This window comes from Micromonospora sp. DT201 (assembly GCF_049841575.1).
Classification (GTDB): Bacteria; Actinomycetota; Actinomycetes; order Mycobacteriales; family Micromonosporaceae; genus Micromonospora.
Genome location: NZ_JBNCKP010000018.1, coordinates 55,891 through 82,834, shown reverse-complemented (window position 1 = coordinate 82,834; position 26,944 = coordinate 55,891). Strand labels below are relative to the sequence as shown.

Here is a 26,944-nt window from a genome sequence, read left to right as displayed (position 1 = left end):
GTGGCTACTGGGCGGCACGCAGGCGGGCGTCGAGCGCGTCGAGGTCCTCGACGAACCAGACGTGCCCGGCCTGGTTCGACTCGTACACCAGGGCGCGCAGCGCCGAACTCTCCGCGAGTTGTGCCGAGATGTCGCCGACGACGGCCAGCCGCAGCCGGTAGTTGACGAACTTCTGCATCACGTCGCCGGCGAAGCGGGTGCCCAGCGAGAAGAAGCGTTCGTCGAGTCGGTTGGCCGGCATGGCGACCACCTGAGCGCCGAGGAACGCCGCACCGATCAGGTCCAGCGCGTCCTGCTCGGTAGCCACCGTCGGGCCGGCCGGGTCGCACACCAGCACCGGCACCCCGGCGCGTTCCTGGATCTCGTCAGGCATCGTGGACCTCCCGGTCGAGCAGGCCGTTGTCGGCGTTGAGGACGGCGTCGAGCAGGTGCAGCAGCTCAGCAGTGGCGGCGGGATCACCCAGAATGATGATCTTCATGCGGTGTCGTTGCTCGTCGTGCACCGTCTGCACTCGCAGAGGGTTGGCCTGGTCGTGGCCAGTGTTGGCGCTGGCGAGCACGAGCGTGCCGAGTCGGTCTGCGGCGGCTCGGTCGACGCCGTCGATCTGCACGATGCTCGACACCTCCGCCTGCCCACTGACGTTGGTGGCGGCCGGGGCCTGCCCGGTGAGCGTGTCGAGGTCGCTGGCGGCGATCCGATACTGCTTGCCGATCCGCACCGCCCTCAGCCGGCCGGAGCGGATGTAGCCGCGCACCGTGCGCACGTGCAGCCCGAGCCGATCGGCGACCTGTTCGACCGAGTACATGTTCCCCTTCATTGCTCCCTACCGTAGACGAATAGGGAAGTTTAGGGAATGTTGGGGTCTGATGCGTGGTGCAGGCGTCGAACAATTCGCCCACGGTGTCGGACGGTTCCAGTACCGTCTGGAAACCATGGACGCGCGGCGCGGCGACGCGATCATCGGGCGGGATCACCCTGCGGGTCTGCTGCGCGCTGAGCTCGACCGGGCCACCACCAGCCACGGCGGCCTCGCCCTGGTCACCGGGGAGCCGGGCATCGGCAAGACGACCCTGGTCACGTCGGTGGCGCGGGAGGCCCGCCAGCGTGGCGCGTTGGTGCTCGGCGCAGCCTGCTGGGATTCCGACAGCGCCCCCGGCTACTGGCCCTGGGTCCAGGTGTTGCGCGGCCTCCGGCGCTCCGCCGACGACTGGGCGGTGGCGCGGCAGGCAGCCGAGCCGGCCCTCGCAGCCCTGCTCGGCGAGGCCGACACCAGCAAGCAGCAGGCCGACCGGCTCACCAACTGGGCCGGCGTCGACACAGACACCGCCGACCAGGAGGCGTTCGCGCTGTATGACGCGGTGACCGCCGCGTTGGTCGCGGTCTCTCAACACCGGCCGGTCGTGGTCGTCCTCGACGACCTGCACTGGGCCGACCCGGCCTCACTACGGCTGCTGAGCTTCGCCGCCCAACACACCTGGTTCGAGCGGCTACTGCTGATCGGCACCTACCGTGACGCCGAGGTCGAGTCGGGTGAGCACCCGCTACGCCCTTTGCTGATGCCGCTGGTCGCGAAGGCCACCACCATCACCCTCACCGGCCTCTCCCGTGACGAGGTGGCCGCGCTGATGACCCGGACCGCCGGGCGCGCGCCCGATGCCGGCCTGGTCGACGAGGTGCACCGGCGGACTGGCGGCAACCCGTTCTTCATCGAGCAGACCGCCCGGCTGTGGCACGCCGACGACGCGGCCGACACGATCGCACCCGGCGTACGCGAAGCGGTGCGCCGCCGCCTGGCCCAACTACCCCCGGCCGTGATCGAGGCGCTCACCGTCGCCGCCGTGCTCGGTCGTGAATTTCACCGTCAGGTCCTCGCGGCCTGCACGGCCGCCCCGGTGGCGCAGGTCGACCGGCTGCTCGACCGTGCGGTGACCGCCCGGCTGGTGGTCGCCCGAGGTGGCGGCCGGTTCGCCTTCGCCCACGACCTGGTCCGGGAGACGCTCTACGACGGCCTGACCGACGACGACCGGCAGGCCCGGCACGGCGCGGTCGTCCGGGCCGTCGACGATCTGCGGGAGCTCACCGATCGGCTGATCCCGGCCGACCTTGCCCGCCACGCCTACCTCGCCGGCCCCGCACTCGACCGGGCCCGGGTGGCCACGCTGCTCGTCGCCGCTGGGCGCGACGCATTCGCCCGGCTGGCCACCGACGAGGCGGCGGTGCACTTTCGCCGGGCGCTGGAGGTCGTCGAGGACCGGGCGCAACGAGTGCGGATCCTCGTCGAGTTCGGTGAAGCGCAATACCATCACGCCGGCCGGGAAGAGGCCGGGCAACTATTCACCGAGGCCGCGAAGCTGGCCCGCACCCTCGACGACCCGCCGCTCCTGGCCCGGGTCGCTCTCATCGTCAACCGATCCCGCCAGGTGGAGACCACCGACTCGATCGAGGCGGCGGAGCTGGTGCGCGAGGCGTACCGGCGGCTGATCGGCGAACCCGACGCCGCCGCGTCGGTCGGCACGCTGATCGCCGACCTGATCACCGTCACCGAGACGATCGCCCGTCGAGGGCACGACGACGAGGCACTCACCTTCAGCCTCTGGGCCCGCCACGACACCACCTGGGGGCTGGGCACCGCGACGGCCCGTGCGGCGCTGACCGCCGAAATTCGTGACGTGGCCCGCCGGACCGGAGACCGGGAAACTGAGCTGTGGGCGACCTCGCTGCGCTGGGTGGCGCTGCTGGAGTTGGGCGACCCCGGCTTCGTCGAGGAGTTCACTACCTTCGTCAACGTGGACCGGCGCGGTGACCTTTCCCGACACCGGATGGCAGCAGCCGTCGACAGCGGGATCATCGCGGCTTTCCGGGGTGACTTCGCTGAGGCTGACGAGCGGTTCACCGACCTCACCGACCCTGCCGACCCTGCCGACCCGAGCCATACCGAGTTCGGGTTCATGGGCCATCACCTGCGCTGGTCCCGGCTGCTGCTCCAGGGCCGGTTCGCCGAGGCCGATGCCCTGCTGGACGAGCTGACCTCGGTCGACTACCCCTACCGGGAGCTGCTGCGGGCCATCACCGCCGCCGAGCGCGGCGACGACGAGACGGCGATCCGGCTGACCGCCGGCATCGAAGCTGCCAACATCCGGTACCCGCGTCCGGTGTCGCCGCTCTGGCTACGGTTACGCGCCCAAGCTGCGGCCGCGTCCGGTGACCGGCAGCGCTGCGACGCCGTGCGGGTGGCGCTCGCCCCACACCGTGGAGAGTGGACGGTGGCGCTCTTCGGCTGTGATGTCAGTGGGCCGGTCGACCACTGGCTGGCCCTGGTCGACGCCGCCCAACAGCGCTGGGACGACGCCATCGCCGGCTTTACGGCCGCGCGTGACTCCGCCGATCGGCTGGGCTCCCGCCCCTGGTCGCTCATCGCCCGTGCCGGCCTCGCGAACGCTCTCGCCGGCCGCGGCCACCCGGACGACACCGCGCCACTGGCCGCGCTGCGCGCCGCCACCGCCCAGGAAGCAACCGCTCTCGGCATGACGCAGGTGCTCCACCGGCTCGCCGTGCCAACGCCCATGAACGCCCTCGCGTACACAGCAGCCGCGCCAGCCCAGGTAGTCGCTCCAGCCCAGGTCGTCGCGCCAGCCCAGGCCGCGCCGATCACGCTGGCGATCGAGGGGTACGAGTTTCGGTGCGACGGACCGGTCTGGCAACTCGCGTACGCCGGAGTCGTGGCGCACCTGCCTGATGCCAAAGGCCTGCACGACCTGCACCTACTCCTGAGCCAGCCGGGCAGTGACATCCCTGCGGTGGAGTTGCTTGACCCGGCCGCCGGTCCGGAGCTGGTCGCCGCCCGGCGCATGGGTGCCGACCCGGTCCTCGATGACGAGGCAAAGGCCCGCTTCCGGCGGCACCTGGACCGCCTGGACGAGGAGATCGACCGGGCTGCCGCGCGTGGCGACGACCGGAAGGTGGCCGCGCTGGACGCTGAGCGGAGTGCGCTGCTCGACGAGCTGCGCGCGGCAGCGGGGCTGGCCGGCCGCAGCCGCCGCCTGGGCGATGAGGCCGAGCGGGCTCGTAAGACGGTGACCGCGCGGATCCGGGACACCCTGCGCAAACTCGACGAACGACATCCGGCCCTGGCCAGCCACCTGCGCGAATCCGTCTCGACCGGCAACACCTGCCGTTACCTGCCACCCGAGCCGCTGCCCTGGCAGCTCTAACCCCACCCTCCCGCCCCGCCCGCACCCCGCCCCTGCCCGCCCCGCCCGCACCCCGCCCCTGCCCGCCCCGCCCGCACCCCGCCCCGCCCCCACCCCGCCCCGCCCCCACCCCCACCCCTCCCGCGATCTTGCACTTTCTGCTGCCGTTTCAGCCAGATATGCCACTTATGTCGGCGCAGAAAGTGCAAGATCGCGGGGCGGGGCGGGGCGGGGCGGGGCGGGGGCGGGGCGGAGCGGGGCTGGGCGGGGGCTGGGCTGGGCCGGGGGCTGGGGGCCGGGTGGGGGTTGGGGCTGGGCGGGGAGCGGGGTCAGCGGCGGTTGTATCTGTACATGGTCAGGGTGCCGAAGACGAGCACGAATCCGGCGCTCCACAGCAGAAGCCACATCGTGGCCGACGGGTCCGAGTCGCCGCTCATCGCCCCGCGGATCGCCGCGACAAGCTGAGTCACCGGGTTGACCTTCACGAATGCCTGGAGCCAGCCGGGCATGGTGCTCGGCTCGACGAACACGTTGCTCAGGAACGTCAGCGGGAACAGCACCATCATGCTGACCCCCATCACCGACTTCTCGCTGCGCAGGATCAGCCCGAAGAACGTCCACACCCAGGAGAACGCGAACGAGAAGACCACAAGCAGCCCGATCCCGGTGGCAGCGCCGAGCACCCCGCCTGCGGGCCGGAAACCGAGCACCAGCCCCAGGCCCAGGATCACCAGGGCGGCGAGGATGTAGCGCAGCACGTCGCCGAAGATCATGCCGACCAGGGCGGCTGGGCGCCAGACGGGCAGCGTCCGGAACCGGTCGAAGATGCCCTTCTCGATGTCGGTGTTGAGGCCGACCCCGGTGTACATGGTGATCATCACGACGCTGGTGACCATGATGCCGGGCAGGAAGAACTGCAGGTATTCACGAGGGCTGCCGGCGAGGGCACCGCCGAACAGGTACGTGAACATCAGCACCATGATGATCGGGAACGCGGTCACGTCGAACAGCTGCTCCGGCACGTGCTTGATCTTCAGCATGGCCCGCCAGCCGAAGGTGAGCGACGCGCCCAGCGCGCTCGGCCGGGGCGGTCGGGCACTGGGCGCGAGCACGGTCGCCAGCGCCTCGGCGGACGGGACGTAGACGGACGGCGCCCGTTCGGTCGTGGTGGTCGTGGCGTCGCTCATCGGGCTGCCTCCAGCTCGTCGTCGCGCTCGTCGGCCGGCACGGCGGGGTGGTCGGTCAGGGCCAGGAAGACCTCGTCCAGGCTCGGCTGGCCGAGGGAGAAGTCGTCGACGACGATGCCGGCACGAGCCAGGTCGCCGAGCGCGCGAGCGGCCTGGGCGCTGGCGTCGAGGTCGGTGCCGGTCTCACCGACCCGGGCGGTCAACGCCACCGGGTCGGCGGCGAGCTGCACCGGCACGTCGAGCGCCTCCCGGAGCACCTTCTCCGCCTCGGGCCGCTGCGCCGGGTCACGCAGTCGCAGGTGGACGGTGCCGGAGCCGACCGACGACTTCAACTCGCCCGGGGTGCCCTCCGCGATCACGCGGCCGTGGTCGACGACCGCGATCCGCCCGGCGAGCTGGTCGGCCTCGTCAAGGTACTGCGTCGTCAGCAGCACCGTCGTGCCGTGCGAGACCACCGCCCGCACGATCTCCCACACCTGGTTACGGCTACGCGGGTCGAGACCGGTCGTCGGCTCATCGAGGAAGAGCAGGTCAGGCGTGTTGAGGATGCTCGCGGCGATGTCGATGCGCCGCCGCATCCCACCCGAATATTTTTTTACCTGACGGTCGCTCGCCTCGGTCAGACCGAACGCGGCGAGCAGGGCCGCCGCGCGTTCCCGGGCGGCCGGCTTGCGCAGGCCGAGCAGACGGGCGAGGAGCACCAGGTTCTCCGTACCGGTCAGGTCCTCGTCGACCGAGGCGTACTGGCCGGTGAGGCTGACCCGGGAACGGACCCTGTCGGCCTCGGCGACCACGTCGTGCCCGAAGACCCGTGCCGAGCCGCCGTCGGGGCGCAGCAACGTCGCGAGCACCCGGACTGCGGTGGTCTTGCCCGCCCCGTTCGGGCCGAGCAGGCCGTAGACGGTGCCGGCGGGCACCTGCAGGTCGATCCCGGCCAGCGCCCGGGTCTCCCCGAACGAGCGGGTGAGCCCCTCGGCCTCGATGGCCAGGCCGGTGGTGCGTCTACTCATGATTCGTACCTTTCGTATGTGACGTGTTCAGGAGACGACGTGTTCAGGAGGCGTAGGGCCGGGCCGCCCGGCCGTGGCGCAGGGCCAGCCCCCACCAGCGGAGCTGGTCGAGCAGGACGGTGGCGTCGCGGCGCAGCTCGTCGCTGCACTGGGGCGTCGGATCGCCCGCGAGCAGGTCGATCCCGACTACGTCACGCACCGTCATCGCATGCAGCGCGGTGAAGACCGTGCGTAGCTGGTCGACCGCGTGCAGGCCGGTCGACCGACAGCCGTACGCCACGAAGCCGACGGGTTTGGCCTGCCACTCGTCGTACGCGTAGTCGATGGCTTGTTTCAAGGGCGCTGGGAAGCTGTGGTTGTACTCCGGAGTGACCACGACGAACGCCTCCGCCCGATCCACCTCGCGAACGAACGCCCGGATGGACGTGGTCGGCTCGGCGGGATAGGTGGCCGGAAAGTCGTACTCGGTCAGGTCAACGACCGTCACCGCCAGGTCGTCGTGCGGCGTGGCCTGGTCGATGAACCATCGGGCGACCTGATCGCCGGCCCGCCCCTCCCGGGTGCTGCCGATGATCACGGCGATCCGCAACGGTGTCATCGTTACCCCTCCCCGGTCTGCCGGTCCCACCCATCAGGCGCGAGGGAGCCCGCTAGATCCGATCTAGCGGGGCCGTTTCGGGGCAGAATGTCAGAGAGGTCGGCTTGGCTGGGGCCGACGAACAGGGGATTGGAATGGCACAGGTCCGCATCCAACCGTGGCACGAGGACGACCTCGACCTGCTGCGGGAGCTCAACTCACCGGACACTCGCAAGCACACCGGCGGTCCGGAGACCGACGCGCAGGTGGTTGCCCGGCACGACCGGTACGTGCACTTCGCCGACGCTGGGCAGGGCTGCATGTTCACGCTGGTGCTGCCGGACGGCGCACGGGCGGGCAGCGTCGGCTACTGGGCCCGGAAGTGGCGCGAGCAACAGGTGTACGAGATGGGCTGGGCGGTGCTGCCCGCGTACCGGGGGCAGGGCCTGGCCAGCGCCGCGGTGCGTGCGGTCGTCGACGTGGCCCGCGCCCGGCGGGACCGGCGCTACGCCCACGCCTACCCCTCGGTCGGCAATCCCGCCTCGAACGCGGTCTGCCGTAAGGCTGGTTTCACCCTGCTGGGCGAGACGGATTTCGAATACCCGCCGGGGCAGATGATGCGTGCCAACGATTGGCAGTTCGACCTGACCGCCCCGCCGACCGGGAGTTGAGGTCGGCGGGGCGGCTGCTGGCAGGTCACCAGGGCAGCACCCCGTAACCGCCGCCGGCGTCCATCTGGAAGCCCCAGAGCAGCCCGCTCGGCCCGTCGGCCGGCAGGGTCGCCAGGTGCACGCTCACCTCGGCGCCCTGCTCGGGGGTGCGGAAGCCGTGGTGGCTGTTGAGGTCGGTGGCGCAGTAGCCGGGGTTGGCCGCGTTCACCTTGATCGGGGTGTCCCGCAGCTCCTTGGCGTACATGGCGGTGAGCATGTTCAGCGCCGTCTTCGACGACGGGTAGGGCACTGAGGTCAACTCGACCAGCGCGCTGTTCGGGTCGGTCATCACCGCGATCGAGCCGACCTCGCTGGAGACGTTGACGATCCGGGCCGCCGGTGCCCGGCGCAGCAGTGGAAGCAGCGCGTTGGTCACCGTCACCACCCCGAACACGTTCGTCTCGTACACCCCGCGCATCGTCGCCACGGTCGTCTCGCTGGGCAGCCCCAGCGTGCCGTCGGCGAGGATGATGCCGGCGTTGTTGACCAGCACGTCCAGCCGGCCGTACTCCGACTCCACCAGTTTCGCGGCGGCTGCCACCGACTCGGCGTCGGTGACGTCCAGCGGCACGAACCGGGCGTCCGCGCCGCCGTCGCGCAGCTCCCGTTCCGCTGCCCGACCCCGCTCGGCGTCCCGCGCGCCGACCAGCACGGTCATTCCGAGCCCGCCGAGCTGTCGGGCGGTGGCGAGCCCGATTCCCTTGTTGGCCCCGGTGATCAGGGCGGTCGTGTTCGTCATGCCGTCGATCCTGTCCTCGCGGGCGGCAGATGGGGAGAGACGGGCCGAGGCTGGGACCAGCGGTACCACCCTCGCTGACCCGGGCCGAGGCATGCTGGGGGCATGACGAGCAGCGGGCTGCGGCGTGACGAACTGGCGGCGTTCCTGCGCACCCGCCGGGCCCGGTTGCGGCCCGCCGAGGTCGGCCTCCCCGACGGGGTACGCCGGCGCACCCCCGGCCTGCGCCGACAGGAGGTGGCCCAGCTCGCCGGAATGTCGATCGACTACTACATCCGGCTGGAGCAGGGCCGTGGGCCGCACCCGTCCCGGCAGGTGCTCGCCGCGATGGCCCGGGCGCTGCTGCTGAGCCGGGACGAGCGCGAGTACCTGTTCCGGATCGCCGGGGAGAATCCGCCACTGGCCGGCGGGCCGAGCCGGGAGGTGAACCCCGGCCTGCGGCACCTGCTCGACGCGATGACCGAAACTCCGGCGTACCTCGTCGACGCCGCCTACCACGTGTTGGCCTGGAACCAGCTTGCCACGTACTTCGTGGGGGATCTCTCGGCCGTGCCGGACGCGGACCGCAACATGATCCGTTGGACGTTTCGGCAGCCGGCGACCAGCGGTTACTGGACCGACGCGGAGGTGCTTCGCTTCGTGCGCAGCACGGTGGCGGATTTGCGGGCCGCCTACGGCCGCTACCCGGCCGACCCGGCGATCCGTGAGCTGGTCACCGAGTTGCTCGGCACCTCGCCCCGATTCGCTCAGCTCTGGGCCGAGCACGAGGTCGGGGAACGCCGCCCAGTCGTCAAGCGGGTGCCGCACCCGGAACTGGGGCCGTTGGAGTTCGAGTGCCGGGTGCTGCTGGTGCCGGAGACCGACCAACGGATGATCGTCTACGTCCCCGAGCCCGGCTCGCCGACTCAGGCGGCGTTCCGGCGGATCGCCGAGCGCGTCGGGTCCTGACCTGACCGGCAGCCGACCAGCCCGTCTCCGTGGTCGGACCGCCGGTAGAGCGAAATGTCCCGCTCCAGCCCCCGGCAGCGTTCAGGCGATCTTCTCCAGGGCGGCCACCGCGAGCGGCGCGATCTTCGCGATCAGTGCGGTGCCGGCCGCGAGGTCACCGTTGGTCATCGAGGTGTCCACCTCCATGACGAAGTTGCCGCGCGCCAGGACGAGCGTGCACTGGTGCAGGACAGTCTTCCCGCTCAGCCGCTCGCAGAAGGTGATCACGTCCGGGCCGTTCGGCAGTGGAGGGGGCGACGGCCGCAGGATGGTCGAGGTGCGCCCGTCGTCGGGCACCTCGTACTGCTTGCACGTCGTGAGGACGGACCGCAGCTCGTCGGCGAGCTTGCGGCCGGGCACCTTCAGGTAGCCGATCACGTACTGCCGGATCCACACGTTCTCGCCGTCCCAAACTCGCTCCCGGTAGGCGGTGCGTTTGACGTCCGACGGCAGGCTGGACCTGCACAACGAGATCAGCTTCCACGCCGTGGTGTTCTCGTCGGTGTACTGCGCCGTCTCCGGGTGGAACTCCGCATTCAGGTTCAGCATCGCCGTGGTGACCCGGTTGCGGACGTCGGCGGTGGACGTCGGCGCCGGGCGTGGCTTCGGCGGGGTCGGCGAGGCCGAGGCCGTCGGCGCGGACCAGCGGGGAGCGCCGGCGGCCTGGCTCGGTGCGCAGGCCGCAGGCCCGAGCAAAAGCAACGACAGGAAAGCCAAAGTGGTACGGCGGAGCGACATTGCCGGGGGGTGGTCCTCTCACGCGGAACGGGGGCCCGAATGGGCCCCCGTTCACTGAGCGCCGTCGCCGGCCGTCGCATCACACCGGCAGGTAGGCGAAGGTGTCCGGGTCTGGGCCCTGCCGGCCGGCCTCGCCCCTGTCCAGCACGGTGATCCGCTCCATCGCGGTGGCGTCCAGCTCGAAGTCGAAGATCCGAGTGTTCTCCTCGATCCGCTTCGGGGTGGTCGACTTCGGGAAGATGATGTCGCCGCGCTGCACGTGCCAGCGGAGCACCACCTGCGCCGGGGTCCGGCTGAGCTGCCCGGCGATGTCGACCACCGTCGGGTCGTCCAGCACCTTGCCCTGCGCGATCGGCGACCACGCCTCGGTGAGGATGTTGTGCTCGCGGCCGTAGGCGCGGACCTCCTCGTTGCCGAAGTACGGGTGCGCCTCGATCTGGTTCACCGCCGGCACGACGCTCGCCTCGGTGGCCAGCCGCCGCAGGTGCGACACCTGGAAGTTCGACACGCCGATCGAGCGGGCGCGGCCGTCGCGCTGGAACTCCTCCAGCACCTTCCAGGTGGAGACGTAGTCACCGTCGTACAGGGTCGGCAGCGGCCAGTGGATCAGGAACAGGTCGATGTAGTCCATCTTCAGCGCCGCGAGCGTCGAGTCGAACGCCTTGCGGGCGTCGTCGGGGCGGTGGAAAGCGTTGTTCAGCTTGCTGGTCACGTAGACCGCGCCCCGGTCCAGGCCGGAGACGCGTACCGCTTCGCCGACCTCGGCCTCGTTGCCGTACATCTCGGCGGTGTCGATGTGCCGGTAACCCGCCTCGAATGCCGTGGTCACCGCCGCGACGGTGTCCTTGGGCTCGATCTGGAACACCCCGAAGCCGAGCTGCGGAATGGTGGTGCCGTCGTTCAGGCTGATGTCGGGAATCATGTTGGCCATTGCGGCTCCTTCGCGTCATCTTCGTTGCCTGTCATCCCTACCCGAGCTTGCCGGTGATTCACCGCCCAACGTCGGGTGACGAGCGCAACGTCGGAGCCGTTCACCCGGTCGTGTCGAACAGCACCGGCCAGGGCCGTGCCGCTGGCACCAACGTCTCGGCCGGAGCGGTCGGCGCGGGCTCGGCGTCGGCCAGCACCTCGGCGGCGAGCTGCCCGAACATCGACGCCGCCGGGTGTGCCGACCGGTCCGGCCAGGCCGCCGAGGTGCGCTTGGCCAGCGGTGCGCCGGCGATCGGCCGCCAAGCGATCCGAGGTTCCCGTCGCGCCACCGTCGCCGGTTCCACGGCCACCCCGCCCCCGGCCAGCACCAGCCCGAAGAGGAACTCCGGGTTGCGGGCCGGGCGCACCCGAGTTGGGTGCCAACCGTGCTGCCGGCACACGCCCAGCAGGTGGTCGTGCCAGCCGGGCGCGGTGGCCCGGGGCGCGGCCACCAGATCCAGACCGGCCAGCGACGCGAGTGTCACCGCACGGCCGCGGGCCAGCGGCGAGGTGCGCGGCAGCAGCACCCCCAGGGGTACGTCGACCGGGGCGCCGAAGCGCAGCCCGTCCGCCGTCACGGGATGGTGCACCAGCCCCACGTCCAGGGCCCGCTCGGCGAGCATCCGCACCTGCTCGGCTGTGGTCAGCTCGTGTAGTTCCACGTCCAGGCCGGGTGCCCGGGTGGTGAGCCCGTCCAGCAGCGCGCGCAGCGTCACCGCAGGCGTCTCGGGCGGCACCCCGGCCCGGAGTACGCCGAGCTCACCGGCACGGATCTGCCCCATCAGGTTACGTAGTCGCCCCTCACCGGCGAGCAACTCCTCCGCCTCGCCGAGCAGCAGCTCACCGGCGGTGGTGAGGCGTACCTGGCGGCGGGACCTGTCGAACAACTCGACAGTCAACTCCCGTTCCAACCGCTGGATCGACTGGCTCAGTGGTGGCTGAGCCATCCCGAGCAGCTCCGCGGCCCGCCCGAAGTGCAACTCGTGTGCCACCACCACGAAATGCCGCAGGTGTCGGAGCAGATCCACGGGCGGACCCTACGCCAGCGCTGGCACGACGCCGCTGGATACCGTGCTCGGGTGGACGTGGACGAGCGCATCGAGACCATCTTCGCCGTCGCCGGGGTGACGGCCAGCATGCACGTCGTCGACCTGGACGCGGTCGACCTGACCTTCGACGGGCCGGGCGGCGGTGCTCGGGAGATCGGGGTGCGGGCCGACGAGCAGGTGGTGATCGCCTCGATCTTCAAGATCCTGCTGGTGCTGGAGTTTGCCCGGCAGGTCGAGGCCGGTCAGCTGGACCCGACCGAGCGAATTGTGGTCACCGCCGCCGACCGGCTCGGCGGGTGGGGTCTGGCCGGGTGCACCGACGACGCCGAGGTGTCGCTGCGTGACCTCGCGTACTTCGCCATGTCGGTCACCGACAACACGGCCGCCGACCTGCTGCTGCGCCGGGTCGGCCCGGACCTGCTGCCCATGCTCGCCAGCGAGCTGGGGCTGACCCGTACCCGCGTCCTCGGCGGTCCTCGGGAGCTGGTTGAGCTGATGCTCGCCGACGTGGGTGCACGGACCGAGGCGGAGTTCGCCCGGATCTTCCCCACGTTGCCGGCGGACCGGGTTCGGGCCATGCGGGTCTTCGACCCGGCGCGCACCACCTCCAGTACGGCCCGGGAGATCACGCGGCTGCTCACGCTCATTTGGCGGGACGAGGCCGGGCCGGCGGCGGCCTGCGCGATGGTCCGCACCTGGATGGCTCGGCAGATCTTCTGGACCCGCCTGGCCGCCGGGTTCCCGCCCGGCGTCCGGGTCTCCGGAAAGACCGGCACCCTGCCCGGGTTGCACCTGGAGGCGGGGGTCGCCGAATACCCCGACGGCGGCCGGTACGCCATCGCTGTCTTCGCCCGCGCCGACGAGTTGGCCCCGCGCCGGATCGACGTGGACCTGGCGATGGGACGGGCGGCCCGTACGGCCGTCGAGGCGCTGCGCGGCAACTGATTTCCCGTCCGCCTGCACCTCATCGCACGGTGTCTGAGCAGGCCCGATATGCGGCGGCGTATCGGAGCCGACGGCCTTCGATCTTGGACCGGAGCCCGGTGGCGCTGGTTGGCTCGTGTCGACCGATCACCCGACCACGGGGAGTAGATCCGCATGCCCAACCTCGACCGCCGTCGCTTCCTGCGGGACGCCGCCGCCACCACCGCCCTGGTCTCCGCCGGTGGTCTCGTCGCAGGCTCCGCCACCCCGGCTCAAGCCGCGCCGCCGGCCGCCGCACCCACGCCAACCGCCCGTCGTAAAGGCGCGGTCAGCTTCCGCTGGTGGGGTACGGCCGGGTGGCGCGTCGACATCGGCGACCGGACCGTCCTCGTCGACCCGTTCCTCAGCCGGATCGACACCGGGCTGTTCACCGGCGCGTTCAACACGGCCACTCCGCTGACCGTGCGCACCGACGTGATCGACGCGCGCGTCGACCGGGCCACGACGGTGCTGGTCACGCACACCCACTGGGACCACTTCATGGACGTGCCCTACATCGCCGGCCGCACGGGTGCGCGGGTGTTCGGCACGCTTACCGCGTACCACCTGGGGTTGGCCTACGGTGTGCCGGCGGCGCAGCTCAGCGCCGTCAAGGGTGGCGAGGTGCTCGACTTCGGCGACCACAGCGTCGAGGTGGTCAGCTCGTTGCACAGCCGCAACGCGGGGTACGCGGTGGCGTTTCCGGGGGTGCGCGTGAGTCAGCCGGCGAAGCCGGCGACCATTGGCGACCTGCCGGAGGGCGACACGCTGGGCTATCTGCTGCGCGTCGACGGCGGCCCGTCGGTCTACTTCACCGGGGCCAGCGACGTCGCCGAGCGCAACCTCACCGGCCTGGCACCGGACGTGGCGATGGTGGCCGTGCAGAGCGCCACGACCACCGGCGACTACCTGCCCCGACTGCTGGCCGGCCTCGACTACCCAAAGGTCGTGGTGCCGGTGCACTACGACAACTTCGAGACCGGGTTGCAGAACCCGCCGGTCGTCGCCCCGGCCGACCGTGTCCGGCTGGACGACATGATCGCCGCGGTGCGCCGGATCTCGCCGCGCAGCCGGGTGCTGGTGCCCGAGTACGAAACCGCGTACCACTTCTGACCAGCGCCGGTGGGGGTCGCAGGGCCGCGACCCCCGCCGGGGTCAGGCGGCGGCCATCTCGGCCAGGGCGCGCACCGACTTCCAGTTGCGGGTGGTGGCCACCACGGCGAGCTTCTTCTCCAGGTACGCGTTTGTGAACTTCGACCGCCCGTAACCGCCGTCGACGAAGTGCAGGAAGACCTCCCGGCCGGTCACCGTGAACGACACGTTCTCGCTGCCCGGCACGGTGAGGGCGTCCACGGTGGACTTCTTCGGAGGGGTCGCGAGGAAGGCCACCAGCAACCTCGTCGGGTCATCCTCCCGATCGGCGTACGGGTTGCCGCCGGCCACCGCCGCCAACTCCCGGCCGCTGCGCACCAGCACCGGCACGGTCAACGCCAGCTCGTCGGTGAGCGCCTGCTTGATCCCGGCGGCCACCTTCTCGGCGTCGCGCACCGAGCTGCCGAAGGCGACGTTGCCGCTCTGCAGGTACGTCTTGACGTCCTCGTGGCCGAGATCCGTGACGATCCGACGCAGGTCGGCCATCGCCAGACGGGTAGTGCCGACGTTGACCCCGCGCAGCAGGGCGACGTACCGGGTCATGGTGCCTCCTCGGGTGCAGCCGATCCGCTCAGCCTAGGTCGGCCGACCTCGACCCGCCCGGACCCACCAGGCCCGTTTCGTACGCGACGATGACCAACTGCGCCCGATCGCGCGCCGCCAGTTTGGTCAGCAACCGCCCGACGTGCGTCTTGACCGTGGCCGGGCTGAGACTGAGGTGCACGGCCAGCTCCGCGTTGGACAGACCCCGGGCGATCAGCGCGAGCACTTCCCGTTCCCGCTCGGTCACCCCGTCCAGCCGGCGCGGCAACGGCCGGGTCGGCTCCGGCCGCCGGGCGAACTCGTCGATCAGCCGGCGGGTCACCGTGGGCGCGAGCAGCCCCTCGCCGGCGGCGACCACCCGGATCCCGGCCAGCAGGTCCGCCGGTGGGGTGTCCTTGAGCAGGAACCCGCTGGCGCCGGCGCGCAACGCCCCGTAGACGTATTCGTCCAGGTCGAACGTGGTCAGGATGATGACCCGGGTGCCGGCTGTCACCGGGTCGGCGCAGATTCGTCGGGTCGCCTCGATGCCGTCCATCTCCGGCATCCGCACGTCCATCAACACCACGTCCGGCCGGTGCTGTTCGGTCAACGCGACAGCCTCCACGCCGGTGCCCGCCTCGCCGACGGTGGTGAAATCCGGGGTCAGGTCGACAAGCAGTCGGAAGCTGCCACGCAGCAGCGCCTGGTCGTCGGCGATCAGCACGCGGATCACGCGGCCACCCGGTACGGCAGGCGGGCCGTCACGGCGAAGCCCCCGGCCGAGCGTGGCCCGGCGCAGAACTCGCCGCCGTGCAACGCCACGCGTTCCCGCATGCCGATCAGCCCGTGCCCATCCTCGCCGGTGAGGACTGGACGCCGGCCGTCGTCGGTCACTTCCACCCGCACCTCGTCGGGCGTCACGGTCACCGTTGCCCGGCAGGCGGCGGGCGCCGCGTGCTTCACCACGTTTGTCACTGCCTCCTGCACGATCCGGTAGACGGCGAGGCTCACCGACTCGGGCACCACGGCGGCCGGCTCGTCCCGTCGAACGTCGAGCTGAACGTCGACGCCGCCGATCGCCGCCTGCCTGGCGAGCATGGGCAGCTCGTCCAGCCCGGGTGTCGGCGCGTACGGGGTGCCTTCGCGCAGCACGCCGAGCACCCGGCGCACGTCGGTCAGCGCGGTGCGGCCGGTCTCCTCGATCACCCGCAGGGCGGCTCCCGCCTCCCGTGGGTCGGCCTCGGCGACGTGGTTGGCGATGGCCGCCTTCACCACGATGAGGCTCAGCGTGTGCGCCACCACGTCGTGCAACTCCCGAGCCACCCGCAGCCGCTCTTCCGTGGCGGCCTGACGGACCAGGTGCTCACTCTGCCGGGCGTCGAGGGCGCGTCGCTCCCGAATCAACCAGCCGATCAACCACGCTGGCGTGATCATGACGGCGGCGTAGCCGACCGCACCCGTACGCGACCACAGGTCGCCGGCTGTCAGGACCAGGCCGACGCTGACCAGAGCGAGACAACCGGCCGCGCAGAGCACCGACCGGCGGGTGGCCGTCGACGCCGCCACTGTGTAGAAGGACAGGCCGATGGCGAACGCCGGTGCGGCGGCGGCGAAATTGGGAATCACCCCCGTGATCAGGGCAACGGTGGTGACTGAGCTGAGCACGACGGCGACTGTGATCGGCCACCGTCGCCGGACGGCCAACGGCAGCCCGAGGGCCATCCCGACGAGCACGGATACCCAGATCGGCTCGTGTACGCCACCGTGCTGCGGGGACTCCAGCGCCGCGTACGGGCAGATCAGCCCGCCGACCGCCACGGCGAGCACAACGTCCACGATGTACAACTCCGCCGGCCGCAGCCGTCGGGACAGCAGGAGAGGGGTCACCCGGTAGACGGTATCGGCCCGCCGGCGTGGTCGCGTCCACCCGCGGGCCGTCATCCTCGGGGACGACGTTGGGTCGCGGATCGGGGTGCGTCTCCGCCCGGGGGAGGGCCGGAAAGTGCCCGCACCGGTACGACGCGCGGCACCTGCCGCAACCGGCAACCTTGCGGTCATGACCACACATACGGTGACCCTGACGGGGCTGCGCGCGGTGTACGGCACCGGAACCCGGCAGGTGACGGCGCTCGACGGCGTGACCACAAGCTTCGCGACCGGCACGTTCACGGCGGTGATGGGCCCGTCAGGCTCGGGGAAGTCCACCCTGCTGCACTGCGCGGCGGGGCTGGACAGCCCGACCGAGGGGATCGTCACGATCGACGGCACACGCCTCAACGACCTGGGCGAGAACGAGCTGACCCGGCTGCGGCGTGACCGGATCGGCTTCGTGTTCCAGGCGTTCAACCTGGTGTCCACGCTGACCGCCGCGCAGAACGTCGAGTTGCCGTCGCGGCTGGCCGGGCGTCGCCCGCCGGCCCGGGACGTCACCGCAGCGCTCGACGCCGTGGGGCTGGCCGACCGGGCCGGGCACCGGCCGAGTGAGCTGTCCGGCGGGGAGCAGCAGCGCGTGGCGGTGGCCCGAGCATTGATCACCCGTCCGGCGGTGGTCTTCGCCGACGAGCCGACCGGGGCACTGGACAGCGCGTCCTCCCGGCAGGTGCTCCGGCTGCTGCGCGCGCTCGTCGACGACCACGGGCAGACCGTGGTGATGGTGACCCACGATCCCGCCGCAGCGGCGTACGCCGATCGGATCCTCCTGCTTGCCGACGGCCGTGTCGTCGACGAGCTGACCGACGGGATCACCGCAGCGGTCGTCGCCGCGCGGATCGCCGAGCGGGAGACGGTCGCGGCGCAGACTGCCGCGGAGCTGTCGTGCTGAGCGTCCGGAACGGCCGTGGCTCGCTCGTGTCGAGCATCCGGAACGGCCGTGGCGCGGTCGTGTCGAGCATTCGGCGGTCGGCCAGCGCGTTCGTGGCCGTCGCCCTCGGGGTGGCGCTGGTCGCGACCACCACCCTGCTCCTCGCCTCCGGACGCCCGCAGGTGCCGGAGCGACTCGCACAGGCGGCGGTCGTGGTGCAGAGCCCCGAGGCGGGCGCATCGGCTGACTCGTTCGTGCCGACCCGGCCCTGGTCCGCCACCCGGGCGGCGGAACTCACCAGCAGGCTGGCCGGTCTGCCCGGCGTGGCGGCGGCGGTCCCGGACCGGACCTTCTACGCCCAGCCGCTCGTCGACGGCCGCCCCCCGGCAACCGACGCCCAGCGGGAGGACGCCCAGCAGGGGCACGGCTGGTCCAGCGCCCGGCTGGGCGGACTACGCCTCACGGCCGGCGAGCCGCCCCGGACGCCTGGGCAGGTGGTCGTCGACCGCGCGCTCGGGTTGCGTGTCGGCGGGTCGGTCACCCTACTCACCGCGGCGGGTCCGGAGCCGTACACCGTCACCGGTCTGGTCGACGCGCCCGGCGTCCACGTCGCGGACGAGGTCGCTGCCGCGCTCGCACCCGGTGTCCGGGCCATTGGCCTGGTGCTGACGCCGGGCACCGATCCGGAGCAGGTCGCCGTGGCTGCTGGCGGTGTCGTCGGCGCTGACGGACGGGTGCTGACCGGCGACGCGCGTGGTGCGCTGGAGCCGCGGACGGATGCCCGTACCCGGTGGATCGGCATGCAGGTGCTCACCGCCACGGCGGCTCTCGCCGGCTTCGTCACGGTCTTCGTGGTCTCCTCCACCTTCGCGTTCACCATCGCGCAGCGCCGCCGTGAGTTGGGCCTGCTGCGCGCCGTCGGCGCCACCGGGCGTCAGGTCCGCCGCATGGTGTACGTCGAGGCGTTCACGGTCGGTGTCGTGGGCGGGCTCGTCGGCCTGCTGGTGGGCCTGGTGCTCGCTCCGGCGCTGGGCGGGCCGATCGTCGACGTCGGTCTCGAGCCGTCGACCTTCCAGGTCCGGTACGCCCTCTGGCCGGTCGCGGTCGCGCTCGCCGCCGGGCCGGTGATCGCGTTGCTGGCCGTCTGGTCGACGTCACGACGGGCCGCACGGGTTCGTCCGTTGGAGGCGTTGCGCGAGGCGGCGGTGGAGCAGCGGCCGATCGGGCGGCTACGCGTCGCGACCGGGGCGCTTCTCGTCGCCATGGGGGCCGCTCTCAGCGTCGGGACGGCAACCGCTGATGAGGCCCGCATCGCGGGGCAGTACGCCCTGTACGCGGTGATGGCGCTGGTGGCCGGTGCTACCGTGCTCGCCCCTGCGGTGGTCAGGCCGATGGTGCGACTGCTGCGGTCTCCGGTGCGACGGCGCGGTGGGGCGATTGGAATGCTGGTCCGGGGTGGAGCGTTGACCGCGACCCGGCGGACGGCGTCAATCGCCGCGCCGGTGCTGCTCACTGTCGCCTTCGCGGTCCTGGTGTCCGGAATGGTGCGCACCACCACCGCCGCGTACGCGGCAGGGCGGGCGGACAACGTGAACGCCGGCTGGATCGTCGTGCCCGACCGGGCGCCCGGTCTGTCGGACCAGGCCGTCGCCGCGACCGGTGGCACCGCCCTCCTACCGACCACCGTCTTCCGCACCGACCCCGGAACACTGCCGGAGAACCGGCCACTGACCGCGCTCGGTGTGGACCCGGCGGGGTTCACCGCCGCGAACCGGGCGCTCGCCGTCGTCGCCGGCTCCCTGAACGACCTGCGTGGTGACGACACGGTGGTGGTCACCGCCTCGACGAACCTGCTGCCGTCCCAGCCGTACGCGTTGGTCTTCGCCGACGGGACGTCGGTGTCGTTGCGCATCGTCGCCGTCGTCACCGACGACTCGATCCCCGGCGATCTGCTCCTGCCTCGGGCCGTGGTGCGAACGCACGACCCATCGGCGCTCACCTCCACGGTGTATGTCCAGGACCGGATCGACCCTCCACTCGGGGCGCGGGTCGTCGACGTCGCCACCTGGGCGGCCGAGGCGGACGCTGCCGAGGACCGTCTCGTCTGGCTGTTCACGCTGCTACTGATCGGTGTGTCGGCCGGCTACGGGTCCATCGCGGTGGCGAACACGCTGCTGCTGGCCGCCGCAGGCCGGGCTGCGGACCTTCGGCTGATCCGGTTGGCCGGGGCGACCCGGAGGCAGGTCATCTGGCTCGTCACGGCCGAGGCCGCCCTAGTGGTGCTGATCGGCGCGCTGCTCGGCGGTGCTGTCGCGTTCGCCGGCTTGCTCAGCATCCGTGCGGGCCTCGCCGAGCAGGTCGGCGCCCCCGTCGACCTGGTGGTGCCGTGGTCGGTGGTCACCGGGGTGGTGGGCCTGTGCCTGCTGTTGGCGGCGCTGGCGAGCGTGCTGCCGACGTGGCGGTCGCTGCGCCACCGTCCCGCCCGGTCGTCGGTCGGCGTCGTCGGATGATCGCGCCCCCTGGGGAGGGCTGTCGGTACGCTACCTTCCACGGATGCGATCCGCGCGCCCGATCGGGCTGATCCTCTCCGCAGCCGCCGTCGTGCTGTGGGCGTTCGGTGTGACCGTGCTGCAACCGCTGACCGAGCCGATCGGCCCGTGGTCGGAAAACCTGCCGGGCAACAACGCCTACTGGGCGCGCGACCTACGGTTCCTGGCGATCATGGCGGTGTCCGTCGGGCTGGTGTTGGCCGGCCGGGGGCAGTTGCGGTGGAGCAGAACGGCGGTGCTGCTCGGTGGCTGCTGGGTCGCCGCAGACGTCGCGATCGACCGGTCCGATCCGACCGGCGTCGAGGCGACGGTGCTGCTCGCGCTCGGGGGGTGTGCCGTGCTCGGCGTGCTCACGGCGTTCCTGCTCTGGCGGGAGCGGGGCACGCCACCAGCCACCGAGCGGAAGGCATTGACCGGCGCGGCCTGTGTGGCCGGGGTGCTGACGCTCGCGGCGGCCGGCATCGAGTCACCGACCGACCGGGAGCCGGAGCTGAATCAGGGTGCCCTGGCCACCGCCGCGCTGCTGGTCGTGCTGGCCGTCGCTGCCGCGCTGGCGGCGGCCCCGGAGCGTTCCCGGGCCCGCGTCGGGTTGGCGGCCGGCCTTGCCGTGGCGGCGCTGCTCGGCGTGGGGCTGGTCCGAGCCGCCGCGCCCGGGACGCGGCTCCTGCCGGAGATGGCCCTCGGGGCGGTGCTGCTCACCGGTGTGACCCTGTTGGCCTGGAACTGGCCGGGCGGTCAGCCGATCTGGTGGCACCACACACTGGCCGCCCTCGCCGCGCTGGTGGGCCCGTTTGCATTCCTGCTGGCTACGGCCATCCCCATGATGATCATGCTGCCGATCGGGGCGACGTTCACCGCGCTTGCCGGCAACAGCCCGATCAACGCCGCCGACTCCGACGTGCTGGTCTCGCTGTGCGGGCTGCTCTCCGGCCTCGGGATGGCCCTGCTGCTGGCCTGGCCGACCGCCGATGCCGCCGGTACCTCAGCCGCCCGCCGGTAGCTCAGCCGCCCGCTGGTAGCTCAGCCGCCCGCCGGTACCTCAGCCGCCCGCCGGTACCTCAGCCGCCCGCTGGTAGCTCAGCCGCCCGCCGGCAGCTCACTCGACGACCGGCAGCACGACTTCGTTGCGGCGCAGGAACCACGGCTTCCACGGCGGGTCGAAGCGCGCGTACCGGATGGCGCCGGTGGGTTGCAGCCCGGCCGCGGTGACCGACCGGCCGAGCAGGGTGGCCCGATGGCTGAACGCCTGCTCGGTCCACCGCCCGGAGAAACGCGTCGCCGCTGCCAACTGCGCCGGAATCTCGCGGATCCGCACCCGGGCGTCGACAGGCTCGGGCAGGGTGGCGGCGGTGAAGGTGACCGGCATGACGAACTGGACCAGGTAGGCGCCCGGCCACTCGCCCTCCACCTGGACCACCGGCGCGGTCATCGCGATCTTCTCCGAGCCGGTGGCCGCCGGCATCGCGGGCGTGGCCGTCCCGATCGGGTGCCGGGCCCGGTTGGCACCCCCGATGTACGCGGCCAGCGGCCGGAACGCCTCTATCGGCGCCCGGATGAACGACGCCTGGATCTGCATCTCGGCCACCAGGTGGGCCGGGTAGCGGCGCAGCTCGAAGCCGGGGTGTCGGGACACCACCCGGTACGGCTGCTGTTCGGTCATCGCGCGGCTCCCAGAATCTCCTGGGACAGACGCTACCGCCCATTTGGCTCTCGCTCGGCCGAAGTCGGCTGCTCCGGCCCCCGGGTGACTGCCCGCGCGTTCAGCCGCCAGTACTGCCGTTTGCCCTCGTCGCGCAGCACGACCCCGATCAGGCCCAGCTCTCGGCGCAGCTCCCGAGCGTCGTCGCGGCGGTCCCGCCCGAGCGCCCGCTCGCGGGCACGCAGCAGTGCGTCCGCGCCAGCGGGCAGCCCGGGCAGGTCGGGCACCCACAGCCGGTACGCCGACCGGTGCGGGTCGTCGTCCGACCAGCCCCAGCCGTGCGTCCGGAAGGCCTCGGCCAGCTTCGCGGCTGGCAGGTCCGTCGACTCCCGGGCCAGTTCGGCGCCGTCGCCGTCGAGCAGCACCAGGTGCCCGTCGGCGAGGAAGACCACCCGGGCGTCGACCCGTGCGGTGGTCCGGTCCTGGTCGGAGCGGCGCAGCCGCACCTGCGCCGCGTCGACGGTGACGATGAGCCGTTCGGCGGTGCCGATCCCGGCGAACACCAGGCCGGCCAGGACGCCCACCGCGATCGTGCCGAGGGTGGCTTGCGGCTCGGGGAGCCGATCCAGCCATTCGATCAGGCCCCCGAACGGCACCCAGGGCAGCCGGGTGAGCCAGCCCGTCGCCGCGGCGAGGAGCCATCCGGCGCCCGCGCCGAGCAACGGGAGGCCACCCCACAGGACCGCCAGCTCCACCGGGCCGCCGCTGACCACGGTGCGTGGCCGAGAACCTGCGACGTCCATGGTCAGGACACCTCGCGGCGCAGCGTCCGGAACAGGCCTGCGGCCAGCGGGAGGACCATCCAGACGAGGAGGGACACCACTATCCGCCCCCACTGCCCGCCGGTGACGGCGTCGCTGCTGAACAACGGCTCCATGGTCTTGCTGGTGTCCAACCACTCGGACGGGCCGCGCAGGGGCTTGACCATCTCGCCGAGCACCCCCCAGATGGTGGGCAGCAGGAAGTAACCGACGATCGCCAGCGGCGGGTTGAGCAGCAGCAGACCGAAGGCGGCACCCGTCAGCACGCCGGTGACCTGCAGGATCACCGCGTTCAGCAGCAGTGACCAGTCGAACTGCCAGGTGCCCGCGCCTCCGGTGGCCGAGGCCACGAGCGTGCCGACGGCGGCGAAGACGAGGCTGGCCACCACCGAGGCGAGCGCGGTCAGCATCACGGCGTTCAGCTTCGCGACGACCACCCGTTCCCGGCGAGGCACCAGGGCGTACGTGGTGAGGGCGGTCCGCTGCGACCACTCACTGGTGATCGACAGGATGCCGAGCACCGGCAGCAGCACCGACACCGGCAGCAGCGACGGGACGAAGAAGTTGGGGAAGGTCTGGTCGGCGTCCTTCGAGTAGATCAACTGCAGGGTGACGATCACGGCGGTGACCAGGCCGATGGTGATCAGCAGCCAACGGCCGGCCCGGGTGTCGACGAGCTTGCGCATCTCCACGGCGCTGAGCCGGAGCAGCGACGGACGGCGTACCGGGGTGTGCTGCCGGGGCGCGACGGCGCCGGCGGCGGGCGCGGTGGTGGTGGTCATCGGACGGCCTCCTTGGTGGATTCGCCGGCGGTCAGGGTGAGGAAGAGTTGTTCGAGGCCACCGCTACTGGCGGGGCGCAGCTCGGCCAGCGCGACGCCGGCATCGGCGGCGGCCTGGCCGACCGCCTCGGCGTCGGCCTGCACGAGCAGCCCCTCGGAGCTGTCGGCGGGGCTCAACCCGGCCCTCTCCAGTGCCCGGCGCAGCGCCGCATCGTCGCGGGCCCGGACCACCGTGCCGCCGCCGGCCAGCAGCTCGTTCTTGTTGCCCTGGGCCACGATCCGGCCGCCCCCGATCACCACCAGCCGGTCCGCGACCGCCTCCACCTCGCGCAGCAGGTGGGAGGAGAGCAGCACTGTCCCGCCCCGGTCGGCGAAGTCGCGCAGCAGACCGCGCATCCAGAAGATCCCCTCCGGGTCCAGGCCGTTCGCCGGCTCGTCGAGGATCAACACCCGGGGATCGCCGAGCAGCGCCTGCGCCAGGCCGAGCCGCTGGCGCATGCCCAACGAGTACGCCCGTACCCGTCGCTTCGCCGCCACCGCGTTCAACCCGACCAGGTCGAGCTTCGCGGCGACCTCGCGCCGGTCCAAACCCATGGTGTACGCGGACAGCGTCAACGCCTCGCGGCCGGTGCGCCCGGCGTGCTGGGCGGAGGCGTCCAGCAGCACCCCGACCTCCCGTCCCGGGTTGGGTAGCTCCCGGTACGGGCGCCCGGAAACGGTGGCGCGGCCGGCGCTTGGTGCGGTGAGCCCGCAGATCATTCGCATGGTGGTGGATTTGCCGGCGCCGTTGGGGCCGAGGAAGCCGGTGACCGTGCCCGGCTCGCACTGGAAGGACACATCGTCCACGGCCGGGTGTGGCCCGTATCGCTTGGTGAGGTTCTCTACCGTGATCATGCGGTTGAGCCTGCCCGCGCCGCCCGGCCATCCGCAGCGGCCGCCGGTCGGTGCCGCGCCGACCTTGGTAGCGGTTCGGTCTCGACTTTGGTAGCTGGTCGTGGTGCCCGTCGGCTGCCTAGCATAGGGCCGTGACCAGCCTCGCCGTCCCGGAGCATCCCTGGCTGCTGCCAGGGGAGCTGGCCGTGCCGGCCGACCAGGGGCGCACCCACCCGCGCCGCACCACCCGCGACTGGATCGTGGACACCGTCGCGTTCCTGGTCTCCCTGCTCTGGGTGCTGTTCGTCACCGCGGACGCCCTGTCGCCGGAGCCGGCGATCGCGATCCCGCTCCCGCACGACTGGATGACCGTCGCTGACGCCCTGATCGGGCTGGTCTGCTGTGGCTTGCTCTGGCTGCGCCGGCGGTGGCCGCTCGGGCTGCTGGTGGCCACCACACCGCTGACCATGTTCTCGCTGGCCGCCGCGATCCCACTGTTGATCATGTTCTTCACCGTGGTGGTGCATCGCCGGACGGCCATCGCGATGGCGGTGACCGCCGCGGGTCTGGTCACCAACCTGATCTTCAGTTGGCTGCGTCCGGACCCGGCCTGGCCGTACTGGGCGACAGCGTCGTGGGGCGTGGTGTTCAGCTTCGCCATGCTGGCCTGGGGGATGTTCGTCCGGGCCCGCCGGCAGTTGATCGTGTCGCTGCGCGAGCGGGCCGAGCGGGCCGAGGCGGAGCAGCAGCTCCGCGTCGCCCAGGCCCGCCACCTCGAACGCACCCGCATCGCCCGGGAGATGCACGACGTGCTGGCCCACCGGATCTCGCTGCTCAGCCTGCACGCCGGGGCGTTGGAGTTCCGGCCGGACGCACCGGCCGACGAGGTGGCCCGCGCCGCCGGGGTGATCCGGGGTAGCGCGCACGCCGCCCTCCAGGACCTGCGGGAGGTGATCGGGGTGCTCCGCGCCGAGGTCGACAGCGATGTCGACGCCCCGGAGCCGCCCCAGCCGACCCTCGCCGACCTGCCGGCCCTGATCGCCGAGTCGCGCTCGGCTGGCGTCAACGTCAACGTCAGCGACATCGTCGACCGGTCGGGGGAGGTGCCGGCGGCGCTGGGCCGGGCCGCGTACCGGATCGTGCAGGAGGGGCTGACCAACGCCCGCAAGCACGCGGCCGGCGCGGCGGTCACTGTGGATGTCGCCGGCGGGCCGGGCGCTGGTCTGACCGTGGCGATCGGCAACCGGTGGCCGGTCGGTCCGCAGGCCGGCGGCACGCTGCCGGGCGCCGGCACCGGCCTGGTGGGCATCAGCGAGCGCGTCACGCTGGCAGGCGGACAGCTGGCCTACGGCCGGGACGACGCTGGCGACTTCCGGCTGGCCGCCTGGCTGCCGTGGCCGGCGTGACGGGCACTTCCGGCGCGGCCGGGTCTTCTGGAGTGGCCGGGCCTGAGTCGGTCGTGCCGTCGGTGCGCGTGCTGATCGTGGACGACGACGCCCTGGTCCGCGCCGGGCTCTCGATGATCCTCGGTGGCCTGCCGGACCTGACCGTGGTTGGCGAGGCGGCCGACGGGAGCGAGGTGCCGGCGGCCGTCGCCGCGTACGCCCCGGACGTGGTGCTGATGGACATCCGGATGCCACGGGTGGACGGGCTGACCGCCACCGAGGCGCTGCGTGCCCAGCCGCACCCGCCGGAGGTGCTGGTGCTGACCACCTTCGACGCCGACGAGCAGGTGCTGCGGGCACTACGCGCCGGTGCGGCTGGCTTCCTGCTCAAGGACACTCCGCCGGCGGAGATCGTGCACGCCGTGCGCCGGGTGGCAGCCGGTGAGGCGACGCTCTCCCCGACGGTTACCCGGAAGCTGATCACCCACGTGACCGCCGCCGCACCCGGCCCGGTCGGCCCCGACCCGCGCCGGGAGCGGGCGCTGCGGCTGCTCACCGGGCTGAGTGAGCGGGAGCGGCAGGTGGCGGTCGCTCTGGGGCGGGGTCAGACCAACGCGGAGATCGCGGGCGAGCTGTTCATGAGTGTGGCGACGGTGAAGGCGTACGTCTCCCGGCTGCTGACCCGGCTCGACCTGAACAACCGGGTCCAGGTGGCCCTGCTCGTGCACGACGCCGGCCTGGTCTGACGGGAGGTTGCGCGCGCGGGCTGTCGCCGGAGGATCTGCTTACCGCGTACCGGATTTGAACTATCGGGCGACGTCGGCCGTACCACTGGCCGAGGATGTCGGTGCGGTGAGTCCGCCGTACCGCTGCCGAGCTGCGGGAGGCCTGCCGTGCGAGTTGGTGTGCAGTCGACGGATCCCATCGATCTGATACTGGGTGAGGTGCCAGTGCCGGCACAGCTGACCCCGGAGGATGTTCGGCTCGCGGTCCGGGCGGTGGTCGTGCACACCGCCGAGGAGTGGCCCACCGGGCCGCTGTGCCGCAACGACGGCGCCTCCTACCCGTGTCGCCTGCACCGCTGGGGGCGACGGGTGTTGGAGACACACGGGCTCAACGAACGGCAGATCGAGGCGTTGATCCGGCACGGCAACCCGTTCGTGCATGTGCCCTTCCCGTTCACGGCGACCGGGCCGTCGCGGCAGCAGGCCGCGCGGGTCGTCCCGCCGGGGGCACGGCCCACCGCCGCTGGCCGGCCGGTGACTCCCGCCGTCCCCGCGCCGCGCTGGCCCCGGGCGAGCTGAG

At 72.0% G+C, this 26,944-nt stretch carries 27 protein-coding genes; 11 read left to right on the top strand and 16 right to left on the bottom strand.

Annotated elements, in window-relative coordinates:
- Nucleotides 1–4: 4 nt before the first annotated feature.
- Nucleotides 5–373: a DUF4180 domain-containing protein gene (locus ACLQ28_RS25595; protein WP_425688817.1), complete on the bottom strand. Its 369-nt coding sequence runs from the start codon at nucleotides 371–373 to the stop codon at nucleotides 5–7.
- Nucleotides 366–818: a helix-turn-helix domain-containing protein gene (locus tag ACLQ28_RS25590; RefSeq protein WP_425688816.1), complete on the bottom strand. Its 453-nt coding sequence runs from the start codon at nucleotides 816–818 to the stop codon at nucleotides 366–368. Before ACLQ28_RS25590 ends, ACLQ28_RS25595 begins: the two co-directional genes overlap by 8 nt.
- Nucleotides 819–933: 115 nt before the next feature.
- Here ACLQ28_RS25590 and ACLQ28_RS25585 point away from each other — a divergent pair, with 115 nt between their 5' ends.
- Nucleotides 934–4,212 carry an ATP-binding protein gene (locus ACLQ28_RS25585; RefSeq protein ID WP_425688815.1) on the top strand — a complete coding sequence of 1,093 codons (3,279 nt, stop codon included), beginning with the start codon at nucleotides 934–936 and terminating at the stop codon, nucleotides 4,210–4,212.
- 308 nt (nucleotides 4,213–4,520) lie between these two features.
- Here ACLQ28_RS25585 and ACLQ28_RS25580 read toward each other — a convergent pair whose 3' ends face one another.
- From ACLQ28_RS25580 to ACLQ28_RS25570, 3 genes are read right to left on the bottom strand one after another with little or no spacing between them, the layout of a single operon-like run.
- Complete coding sequence (locus tag ACLQ28_RS25580) at nucleotides 4,521–5,378, bottom strand: ABC transporter permease (protein ID WP_425688814.1); 858 nt, start codon at nucleotides 5,376–5,378, stop codon at nucleotides 4,521–4,523.
- Nucleotides 5,375–6,388, bottom strand: a complete 1,014-nt coding sequence (locus tag ACLQ28_RS25575; protein ID WP_425688813.1) for an ATP-binding cassette domain-containing protein — start codon at nucleotides 6,386–6,388, stop codon at nucleotides 5,375–5,377. Before ACLQ28_RS25575 ends, ACLQ28_RS25580 begins: the two co-directional genes overlap by 4 nt.
- A gap of 43 nt (nucleotides 6,389–6,431) precedes the next feature.
- Nucleotides 6,432–6,986 (bottom strand): NADPH-dependent FMN reductase, encoded by a 555-nt coding sequence (locus tag ACLQ28_RS25570; protein WP_425688812.1) that lies wholly within the window; start codon nucleotides 6,984–6,986, stop codon nucleotides 6,432–6,434.
- A gap of 134 nt (nucleotides 6,987–7,120) precedes the next feature.
- Here ACLQ28_RS25570 and ACLQ28_RS25565 point away from each other — a divergent pair, with 134 nt between their 5' ends.
- Nucleotides 7,121–7,636, top strand: coding sequence for a GNAT family N-acetyltransferase (locus ACLQ28_RS25565; protein WP_425688811.1), 516 nt, complete (start codon nucleotides 7,121–7,123; stop codon nucleotides 7,634–7,636).
- Nucleotides 7,637–7,661: 25 nt separating this feature from the next.
- Here the strand turns inward: ACLQ28_RS25565 and ACLQ28_RS25560 are convergent, their stop codons facing one another.
- Nucleotides 7,662–8,414, bottom strand: a complete 753-nt coding sequence (locus tag ACLQ28_RS25560; protein WP_425688810.1) for an SDR family oxidoreductase — start codon at nucleotides 8,412–8,414, stop codon at nucleotides 7,662–7,664.
- A 102-nt stretch (nucleotides 8,415–8,516) separates the two neighbouring features.
- Between ACLQ28_RS25560 and ACLQ28_RS25555 the strand changes: the two genes are divergently transcribed.
- A complete protein-coding gene (locus ACLQ28_RS25555) occupies nucleotides 8,517–9,359 on the top strand; it encodes a helix-turn-helix transcriptional regulator (protein WP_425688809.1) in 843 nt (280 codons plus the stop codon).
- An 81-nt stretch (nucleotides 9,360–9,440) separates the two neighbouring features.
- On the opposite strand, the gene ACLQ28_RS25550 is transcribed toward ACLQ28_RS25555, so the two are convergent.
- From ACLQ28_RS25550 to ACLQ28_RS25540, 3 genes are all read right to left on the bottom strand, one after another.
- Nucleotides 9,441–10,136 (bottom strand): hypothetical protein, encoded by a 696-nt coding sequence (locus ACLQ28_RS25550; protein WP_425688808.1) that lies wholly within the window; start codon nucleotides 10,134–10,136, stop codon nucleotides 9,441–9,443.
- 79 nt (nucleotides 10,137–10,215) lie between these two features.
- Nucleotides 10,216–11,067: an aldo/keto reductase gene (locus tag ACLQ28_RS25545; RefSeq protein WP_425688807.1), complete on the bottom strand. Its 852-nt coding sequence runs from the start codon at nucleotides 11,065–11,067 to the stop codon at nucleotides 10,216–10,218.
- A gap of 100 nt (nucleotides 11,068–11,167) precedes the next feature.
- Nucleotides 11,168–12,133, bottom strand: a complete 966-nt coding sequence (locus ACLQ28_RS25540) for a LysR family transcriptional regulator (protein ID WP_425688806.1) — start codon at nucleotides 12,131–12,133, stop codon at nucleotides 11,168–11,170.
- A 51-nt stretch (nucleotides 12,134–12,184) separates the two neighbouring features.
- On the opposite strand from ACLQ28_RS25540, the gene ACLQ28_RS25535 reads away from it, so the two are divergent.
- Together ACLQ28_RS25535 and ACLQ28_RS25530 are read left to right on the top strand one after the other, a co-directional pair.
- Entirely contained in the window at nucleotides 12,185–13,099 is a 915-nt protein-coding gene (locus ACLQ28_RS25535) for a serine hydrolase (protein ID WP_425688805.1), read from the top strand.
- A 153-nt stretch (nucleotides 13,100–13,252) separates the two neighbouring features.
- Nucleotides 13,253–14,230 carry an MBL fold metallo-hydrolase gene (locus tag ACLQ28_RS25530; protein ID WP_425688804.1) on the top strand — a complete coding sequence of 326 codons (978 nt, stop codon included), beginning with the start codon at nucleotides 13,253–13,255 and terminating at the stop codon, nucleotides 14,228–14,230.
- A gap of 42 nt (nucleotides 14,231–14,272) precedes the next feature.
- Here the strand turns inward: ACLQ28_RS25530 and ACLQ28_RS25525 are convergent, their stop codons facing one another.
- Genes ACLQ28_RS25525 through ACLQ28_RS25515 form a run of 3 tightly spaced genes read right to left on the bottom strand, consistent with a single transcriptional unit; the run spans nucleotide 14,273 to nucleotide 16,678 of the window.
- Entirely contained in the window at nucleotides 14,273–14,812 is a 540-nt protein-coding gene (locus ACLQ28_RS25525) for a DUF1697 domain-containing protein (RefSeq protein ID WP_425688803.1), read from the bottom strand.
- 28 nt (nucleotides 14,813–14,840) lie between these two features.
- The gene (locus tag ACLQ28_RS25520) at nucleotides 14,841–15,524 is read right to left on the bottom strand and encodes a response regulator (protein WP_425688802.1); all 684 of its coding nucleotides are present in this window, start codon (nucleotides 15,522–15,524) and stop codon (nucleotides 14,841–14,843) included.
- Nucleotides 15,521–16,678, bottom strand: coding sequence for a sensor histidine kinase (locus ACLQ28_RS25515; RefSeq protein ID WP_425688801.1), 1,158 nt, complete (start codon nucleotides 16,676–16,678; stop codon nucleotides 15,521–15,523). Before ACLQ28_RS25515 ends, ACLQ28_RS25520 begins: the two co-directional genes overlap by 4 nt.
- 169 nt (nucleotides 16,679–16,847) lie before the next feature.
- Between ACLQ28_RS25515 and ACLQ28_RS25510 the strand changes: the two genes are divergently transcribed.
- The 3 genes from ACLQ28_RS25510 to ACLQ28_RS25500 are packed head-to-tail and all read left to right on the top strand — an operon-like array spanning nucleotide 16,848 to nucleotide 21,140.
- Nucleotides 16,848–17,612 carry an ABC transporter ATP-binding protein gene (locus tag ACLQ28_RS25510; RefSeq protein WP_425688800.1) on the top strand — a complete coding sequence of 255 codons (765 nt, stop codon included), beginning with the start codon at nucleotides 16,848–16,850 and terminating at the stop codon, nucleotides 17,610–17,612.
- Nucleotides 17,606–20,101: an FtsX-like permease family protein gene (locus ACLQ28_RS25505; protein WP_425688799.1), complete on the top strand. Its 2,496-nt coding sequence runs from the start codon at nucleotides 17,606–17,608 to the stop codon at nucleotides 20,099–20,101. Before ACLQ28_RS25510 ends, ACLQ28_RS25505 begins: the two co-directional genes overlap by 7 nt.
- A gap of 43 nt (nucleotides 20,102–20,144) precedes the next feature.
- Complete coding sequence (locus ACLQ28_RS25500) at nucleotides 20,145–21,140, top strand: hypothetical protein (protein WP_425688798.1); 996 nt, start codon at nucleotides 20,145–20,147, stop codon at nucleotides 21,138–21,140.
- Between the two features lie 96 nt (nucleotides 21,141–21,236).
- Here the strand turns inward: ACLQ28_RS25500 and ACLQ28_RS25495 are convergent, their stop codons facing one another.
- The 4 genes from ACLQ28_RS25495 to ACLQ28_RS25480 are packed head-to-tail and all read right to left on the bottom strand — an operon-like array spanning nucleotide 21,237 to nucleotide 24,275.
- The gene (locus ACLQ28_RS25495) at nucleotides 21,237–21,800 is read right to left on the bottom strand and encodes an SOUL family heme-binding protein (RefSeq protein WP_425688797.1); all 564 of its coding nucleotides are present in this window, start codon (nucleotides 21,798–21,800) and stop codon (nucleotides 21,237–21,239) included.
- Between the two features lie 32 nt (nucleotides 21,801–21,832).
- Nucleotides 21,833–22,582 (bottom strand): YqeB family protein, encoded by a 750-nt coding sequence (locus tag ACLQ28_RS25490; RefSeq protein WP_425688796.1) that lies wholly within the window; start codon nucleotides 22,580–22,582, stop codon nucleotides 21,833–21,835.
- Between the two features lie 2 nt (nucleotides 22,583–22,584).
- Nucleotides 22,585–23,382 (bottom strand): ABC transporter permease, encoded by a 798-nt coding sequence (locus tag ACLQ28_RS25485; protein WP_425688795.1) that lies wholly within the window; start codon nucleotides 23,380–23,382, stop codon nucleotides 22,585–22,587.
- Nucleotides 23,379–24,275, bottom strand: a complete 897-nt coding sequence (locus tag ACLQ28_RS25480; RefSeq protein ID WP_425688794.1) for an ABC transporter ATP-binding protein — start codon at nucleotides 24,273–24,275, stop codon at nucleotides 23,379–23,381. The genes ACLQ28_RS25485 and ACLQ28_RS25480 overlap by 4 nt, the downstream gene beginning before the upstream one ends.
- A gap of 131 nt (nucleotides 24,276–24,406) precedes the next feature.
- Here ACLQ28_RS25480 and ACLQ28_RS25475 point away from each other — a divergent pair, with 131 nt between their 5' ends.
- The 3 genes from ACLQ28_RS25475 (at nucleotide 24,407) to ACLQ28_RS25465 (ending at nucleotide 26,943) form a co-directional block, all read left to right on the top strand.
- Nucleotides 24,407–25,660, top strand: coding sequence for a sensor histidine kinase (locus ACLQ28_RS25475; protein WP_425688793.1), 1,254 nt, complete (start codon nucleotides 24,407–24,409; stop codon nucleotides 25,658–25,660).
- Nucleotides 25,639–26,385, top strand: coding sequence for a response regulator transcription factor (locus ACLQ28_RS25470; protein WP_425688901.1), 747 nt, complete (start codon nucleotides 25,639–25,641; stop codon nucleotides 26,383–26,385). The genes ACLQ28_RS25475 and ACLQ28_RS25470 overlap by 22 nt, the downstream gene beginning before the upstream one ends.
- A 198-nt stretch (nucleotides 26,386–26,583) precedes the next feature.
- On the top strand, nucleotides 26,584–26,943 hold the full coding sequence (locus ACLQ28_RS25465) for a hypothetical protein (protein ID WP_425688792.1): 360 nt from the start codon (nucleotides 26,584–26,586) through the stop codon (nucleotides 26,941–26,943).
- The last annotated feature ends 1 nt before the right edge of the window (nucleotide 26,944 follow it).

Coding starts and splice junctions, on each gene's coding strand:
- ACLQ28_RS25550 (WP_425688808.1), bottom strand. CDS start 10,136: ATGTCGCTCCGCCGTACCACTTTGGCTTTCCTGTCGTTGCTTTTGCTC.
- ACLQ28_RS25570 (WP_425688812.1), bottom strand. CDS start 6,986: ATGACACCGTTGCGGATCGCCGTGATCATCGGCAGCACCCGGGAGGGG.
- ACLQ28_RS25495 (WP_425688797.1), bottom strand. CDS start 21,800: ATGACCGAACAGCAGCCGTACCGGGTGGTGTCCCGACACCCCGGCTTC.
- ACLQ28_RS25585 (WP_425688815.1), top strand. CDS start 934: ATGGACGCGCGGCGCGGCGACGCGATCATCGGGCGGGATCACCCTGCG.
- ACLQ28_RS25480 (WP_425688794.1), bottom strand. CDS start 24,275: ATGATCACGGTAGAGAACCTCACCAAGCGATACGGGCCACACCCGGCC.
- ACLQ28_RS25500 (WP_425688798.1), top strand. CDS start 20,145: ATGCGATCCGCGCGCCCGATCGGGCTGATCCTCTCCGCAGCCGCCGTC.
- ACLQ28_RS25575 (WP_425688813.1), bottom strand. CDS start 6,388: ATGAGTAGACGCACCACCGGCCTGGCCATCGAGGCCGAGGGGCTCACC.
- ACLQ28_RS25580 (WP_425688814.1), bottom strand. CDS start 5,378: ATGAGCGACGCCACGACCACCACGACCGAACGGGCGCCGTCCGTCTAC.
- ACLQ28_RS25530 (WP_425688804.1), top strand. CDS start 13,253: ATGCCCAACCTCGACCGCCGTCGCTTCCTGCGGGACGCCGCCGCCACC.
- ACLQ28_RS25565 (WP_425688811.1), top strand. CDS start 7,121: ATGGCACAGGTCCGCATCCAACCGTGGCACGAGGACGACCTCGACCTG.
- ACLQ28_RS25555 (WP_425688809.1), top strand. CDS start 8,517: ATGACGAGCAGCGGGCTGCGGCGTGACGAACTGGCGGCGTTCCTGCGC.
- ACLQ28_RS25485 (WP_425688795.1), bottom strand. CDS start 23,382: ATGACCACCACCACCGCGCCCGCCGCCGGCGCCGTCGCGCCCCGGCAG.
- ACLQ28_RS25490 (WP_425688796.1), bottom strand. CDS start 22,582: ATGGACGTCGCAGGTTCTCGGCCACGCACCGTGGTCAGCGGCGGCCCG.
- ACLQ28_RS25590 (WP_425688816.1), bottom strand. CDS start 818: ATGAAGGGGAACATGTACTCGGTCGAACAGGTCGCCGATCGGCTCGGG.
- ACLQ28_RS25510 (WP_425688800.1), top strand. CDS start 16,848: ATGACCACACATACGGTGACCCTGACGGGGCTGCGCGCGGTGTACGGC.
- ACLQ28_RS25560 (WP_425688810.1), bottom strand. CDS start 8,414: ATGACGAACACGACCGCCCTGATCACCGGGGCCAACAAGGGAATCGGG.
- ACLQ28_RS25595 (WP_425688817.1), bottom strand. CDS start 373: ATGCCTGACGAGATCCAGGAACGCGCCGGGGTGCCGGTGCTGGTGTGC.
- ACLQ28_RS25545 (WP_425688807.1), bottom strand. CDS start 11,067: ATGGCCAACATGATTCCCGACATCAGCCTGAACGACGGCACCACCATT.
- ACLQ28_RS25525 (WP_425688803.1), bottom strand. CDS start 14,812: ATGACCCGGTACGTCGCCCTGCTGCGCGGGGTCAACGTCGGCACTACC.